Below are 4855 nucleotides of genomic sequence, written 5' to 3' on the forward strand. Positions count from 1 at the left end.
TGCCAGGTGAGGGACGTGGGGTTGAACAAGCTGACATGGGTACCCATGCAAACGCCGTGCCGCGCAGATTGTTGCTGGTGACGCCGCTTTTGCCCATGACTTTTCGGCTTGCGCGGCCACGGCCCGATAATCGGTAGTACACCGTGGCCGCAATGCGCCGCTCCTTAGACCAGAAGTACTCATGAAAAAAACCTACCAACTCAATATCGAAGGCAAAAACCGCGACCGCCTGCTCGATGCCGCCAAACACGACATTCGCAAATACCTCAAACGCGAACGCGCCAAAGCCTTGCCCAAGGGCGTGGACTACTGGGACTTTGACTGCAAGTCTGGCGCGAGTGATGCCGCTGCTTCGGAGGTGCCGGTGGCAGACCTCATCAAGTCGATTGACGAGATCGTGAAAGACGGCGCGCCGCAGTTCTATGTGGAAGTGGTGGCCAAGGGCGGTGTCAAGGTGCCCCGTGCGCGCAATGAGGGTGACGACGATTTCGCCGACGTCGAATAAGCATGCGCAGACTCTTTGTGCTCCTGCTGATGGCCGCAGTTGCCGCGTCAGCGTATGCGGACCCGAATCTTGTCGGCCAGTGGAAGTCTGACTCCGAAATCAGCATGCGCTTCAATAACGAGCGCGCAAAGCTGGACAGCAAGACGGCCCTGTTTCTTTCGCAGGTGATGGGTCATATGACCCTGACCTTTACGGCGGACGCCATGACTTCCGAGCTGCCGGATCTGGAGACGAAAACGCAGGAAGGCCGAAAGAGGCCACTGACAGGCTTTCGCGAAACGCATCCGTACCGTGTCCTGGGCGTTGCTTCGGATTCGGTTGCAGTCAAAACCGTTGCGCCAGTGACCGGCAGGGACGCCATCGTTCTCTATAACTTCATAAGCCCAGACATGTTGTGGGTGTACGCAGGAGGGGAAGACAACTCGCAGAGTCTTCATCTGCGTGAATACTATGTACGGGTGAAGGACGCGCCCAAGCCCGATGTGCCCAAGCCGGATGCGCCGAAGAGCGCGCAGCCCTAGGAACATCACTCCCGCAGGGGGTGACACCCGCTCCATCACAACATTCAGGGCCCCCTACCAATGCCCAAAATGACGGCCACAGACTCAGGAGAACAAAAGCTGCTCGATAACATTCGCAAGTTCGGATGGCATTGCATGCAGGTTTTTGGTGACGACCAACACGAAGCGTTCAGCTACACCGTTGGTTTATTTCATACATACGGCCACCCCGAACTGCTGATTTACGGCTTGCCAAGCGAGGTCGCCCACACCATCTTGAGTATCGCCGTCGATGCGATTGCAAATGGGAAAGCCATAAATCGGGGTGAACCAACAGACGCGCTGCTTGAAGGCTATTCCTGCGTATTTGTACCCGTACCGTCCACTGAGTATCCGGAGCATGTCGGGTTCGCCCGCTGGTATTACGACGGAGACAGTTTTCCGGTTGAGCAAATCATATGGCCTTCCCGGGCAGGTCTCTTTCCCTGGCACCCGGAGGCCTCGCTCGAGTTCCGCACCAAGCAGCCCGTTCTTGGGCAGCATGAAAGAGGCTCCTGACCCTCATGGATAGAGACCCACAAGCTCCATCAAGCCCGTTCCCCGACACCATCAAGCAGGGTGACGTGTTCTGGATTGAAGCGGACCCCTCGCGTGGCTCCATCCCGGGCTCCCCGCATCCCCATGTCGTCGTGCAAGACGACGTGTTCAACCGCTCCCGCATCAGCACGGTGATTGTTTGTGCGCTAACTTCCAACMTGAACCGCGCCACGGAGCCAGGCAATGTCTTGCTGGAGCCTGGTGAAGGCAATCTGGAAAAGCAAAGCGTGGTGGTTGTGTCGCAGGTGTCTTCCGTGTACAAAACACGCTTGGGTGCGCATATCGGGACGCTGTCAGGTGAGCGGGTTCAGCAGATATTGGCGGGGATGCGGTTTCTGCAGGCATCGTTTCACAACCGATAGTCTCTCAACCATGAACGGTCTCTGTATGCAGAAAAAAACACTGATTGCCGCGTTGCTGTTTGCCTTCGCATCAATGCCTGTATTGGCATGCAAGCCCACGCTGGTAGCCGATGCCTTTTTTGCCAACGGCGCCGTGGCCTTGGACGAAAAATCACGGGCAATGGTGATCGCCCTTGTGGAAAAAGCCATTCCCCATCCCGTTGAAAACGCGATCGTAATGGGCTTCGCCGATATCTCGGAAGGCGACCCGAAGTCGATCAAGCGCATTGCAACCGCTCGTGCTGACTACGTCAAATCCTTGATGGTCAAGGCCGGATTTCCTGCCTCACGAGTCTTCGTAGAGAGCCGGCAGTTGATAGGCCCCTACTACGGATCGCCAGATGCCGCAAAGAACCGGCGTGTGGAGCTGGAGGTTCTTTATTTGCCGCCAGGCGCGTGCGGCGGGCCACTGCGGAAGTTTCCCTGAGGGAATTGCAGCAGGATTTTGAGTGAAGTTGATGTGTCCTGCACCTGATCAGCTTTTAGGTAGCTTCATGCCAAACTCTCCGCAGCACATGAAACTATTTTTAAGTGCGCTCGGAAACTCAAAGAAATGACCTGAAGGCCCACACCATGCAAGCGCCAAGTGCCTCCACCATCACACTGCTTGTGCTTCTTCCGTTGATCGCGTGGCGCGTTTACGCGCGCTTTCGTCGCATGGTCGGGCGCCAGCGCCTGTCGAGAATTCGCCCCTGGATTACCTTGGCCATCTTTCCCGTCCTGCTTGTGTTGCTTGGCTTCGCCGCGCATGAACACCCCGAACGGCTTTGGTGGCTGGCCGGTGGCCTGGGCCTCGGCGCATTGCTCGGCATCTTCGGTCTGGGCAAGACGCACTTCGAACCAACACCCCAAGGCCTGTTCTACACGCCCAACGCGCATCTAGGTATCGCGCTTTCGTTGCTGTTCGTCGGGCGCATCGCCTATCGCCTGTTTGAGGTCTATGCCGCTGAGCCGGCGGTGCAGCACGGAATGGGCGACTTCGCCCGCAGTCCGCTTACGCTCGCTGTCTTTGGGCTGCTTGCGGGGTACTACATCAGCTACGCGATCGGTCTTGTGCGTTGGCGATTCCGTGTTCTGCGGGCCAAGAGGGAGCGGGACGCGCTGGGACCAGATGCTTAGCTTCCATTAGTTGCCGCCGACGCCTGACGGGGGCATCGGGTTCATCGCCACACCCCCTGCGGCTGATCGCTGCTCAACCCTTGGGTACAAACCCCGCTTTGGTCAGCTCATCAACAACGACTTTGCTGATGCGGGCGGCCGTGCCGTTGTCGGAGTCGGCACAGGCATGAGCATCCAGCTCGCGATCGGCCCTGACCCGCCGGTGCGGTCTTCACTTTTGGCGCTGGACTTTCCATGTTCCGTTTTCTGCCAGGAGTTTGAGGCCCGCCTGCGGTGTTTCAATGCGGGTTTCCTGGACAGAGGCATCAAGTGCAAATGTCTGCCCGGGTTTTTCCAGGGTGAACCAGAAAGAGCCGGAGCGCACCAGAGGTTCGCCTTGAAACCAATAGTCGTTTCCTCTGAAGCTTTGCGATTGAATGCAACCGGGCCAGATCAAGCCTGAGCAACTACTGAAACGCTCGGCTGCTGTTCTGGGCACCACCAGCACAATGGCAGGTGAGACCGTGAGCAGGTGCATCTTGTAAGGAAAGTCCCGCCCGTCCTTGCCATGCTCGACCTTGTTCAGCCAAGGCCTTAGCACCGGCAACTGCTCCGTAAATGAATCAAGCTCCCCAAGCAAAGGCCAGATGTGAACGCGTTTTCCAGAGGAATCCGTGAATGCATAGTCGCACGTTGGGCCCGCAAGAAAACCGCTGGGGCCGCATCTGTAAACAACGTTTGGCCTCGCACCCCCTGTATTCAACGCTCCGGGTACGGTCTTTGACCGGGGTGCATCAAGCTCGTGCCATGGTCCGGCGAGTGGGGCACAGGCCACCAGTGCGAGCAAGGCAGACAACGAGACAGCAGTCCGGGCGAGATTGATTTTCATGAGGGTGACGAGATGGATGAGAAGGCGTTGAAGGCGCTTGTGCGGGCGGCTGCGGCTCTGAACAAGGCGTAGACGACGCCTCCTGGCGCGGTGCAATCCGTGTTTTGAGGCGAAAAAGTTGACTATTTTTTGACGTACTTCCAAACTTCATCGGCAAGTGCAATTAGTGTGCACCCGGCTAAAAATATTGTGCCTGCAACTACACCCCATGCTAGCCATTCCCTTCCTTTAACGAATGGGAGTTGCATCGCGTATGCAGTGCCGTAATCCCAGGCGATACCGATAAGCCCGAACGCCGAAAACACCAACGCCCACACCAACACTTTTGCCACGGAGAGTTGGGCTTCTTGCTTGCCACGGATTCGGTACTCTTCATCCAGCTTTGCTTCCAAAGCCAACAACCTCTCATCAAGTGCTACCCGCCGCGCATACTTCCCCGCTTGATGTACTTCTTTCTGTTCATCACTTAATTCGTCCCAAGTCGGCTCAAGTTTTTTCCATTCAGCGTTTTCTATCTCGTCGGCGGCCTCGCGCTCTCGCTGCAGAACTTGCCAAGGTATGTCGAGTTCCGGTGGGCCAAACCAAATTTCGCGCCAAGGTTTTTTATCACTCGCTGTGCGAAACGAAAGCACTGCAACACAAAAAACAATGGTGGTAATGAGAATTGTCCAGCCGATGTTCTCGTTGATGTGCTTCAACTCTTGGTAGAAGAACGCGATCAACCAACCGCCCGCGAGGAAAAGAAGGAATACCCCGGAGTTTATGAATGCCTTCTTCTTGTCGGTGGTGAAAACGATCCACATCTTCTTCCAGTTGAGGAAGATAAGGAACGGAGGTAAAAGGACACTGATTGCCATGCCAGTTA

General features: G+C 56.4%; 8 protein-coding genes. 6 read left to right on the forward strand and 2 right to left on the reverse strand.

Going from position 1 to position 4855, the window contains the following annotated elements; all coding sequences use genetic code 11:
* Positions 1 to 181 precede the first annotated feature (181 nt).
* The 6 genes from AC1DWI_RS13905 to AC1DWI_RS13930 all read left to right on the forward strand — a co-directional run bounded on the left by AC1DWI_RS13905 (position 182) and on the right by AC1DWI_RS13930 (position 3122).
* Positions 182 to 505 (forward strand): DUF6172 family protein, encoded by a 324-nt coding sequence (locus AC1DWI_RS13905; RefSeq protein ID WP_477670821.1) that lies wholly within the window; start codon positions 182 to 184, stop codon positions 503 to 505.
* Between the two features lie 17 nt (positions 506 to 522).
* Positions 523 to 1026, forward strand: coding sequence for a hypothetical protein (locus AC1DWI_RS13910; RefSeq protein WP_477698592.1), 504 nt, complete (start codon positions 523 to 525; stop codon positions 1024 to 1026).
* Between the two features lie 69 nt (positions 1027 to 1095).
* On the forward strand, positions 1096 to 1563 hold the full coding sequence (locus AC1DWI_RS13915) for a DUF4262 domain-containing protein (RefSeq protein ID WP_477698593.1): 468 nt from the start codon (positions 1096 to 1098) through the stop codon (positions 1561 to 1563).
* Positions 1564 to 1568: 5 nt separating this feature from the next.
* Positions 1569 to 1964 (forward strand): type II toxin-antitoxin system PemK/MazF family toxin, encoded by a 396-nt coding sequence (locus AC1DWI_RS13920; protein ID WP_477725041.1) that lies wholly within the window; start codon positions 1569 to 1571, stop codon positions 1962 to 1964.
* A 25-nt stretch (positions 1965 to 1989) separates the two neighbouring features.
* Positions 1990 to 2430, forward strand: coding sequence for an OmpA family protein (locus AC1DWI_RS13925; protein WP_477670817.1), 441 nt, complete (start codon positions 1990 to 1992; stop codon positions 2428 to 2430).
* 146 nt (positions 2431 to 2576) lie between these two features.
* Positions 2577 to 3122 (forward strand): CcdC protein domain-containing protein, encoded by a 546-nt coding sequence (locus tag AC1DWI_RS13930; protein ID WP_477670816.1) that lies wholly within the window; start codon positions 2577 to 2579, stop codon positions 3120 to 3122.
* Between the two features lie 211 nt (positions 3123 to 3333).
* Here the strand turns inward: AC1DWI_RS13930 and AC1DWI_RS13935 are convergent, their stop codons facing one another.
* Both AC1DWI_RS13935 and AC1DWI_RS13940 read right to left on the reverse strand, forming a co-directional pair.
* Positions 3334 to 3990, reverse strand: a complete 657-nt coding sequence (locus AC1DWI_RS13935) for a hypothetical protein (protein WP_477670815.1) — start codon at positions 3988 to 3990, stop codon at positions 3334 to 3336.
* Positions 3991 to 4112: 122 nt separating this feature from the next.
* Positions 4113 to 4855 (reverse strand): hypothetical protein (locus tag AC1DWI_RS13940; protein WP_477725042.1); only part of this gene is annotated, 743 nt, incomplete at its 5' end.

The sequence above is a fragment of the Polaromonas sp. P3_C2 genome, assembly GCF_056402675.1.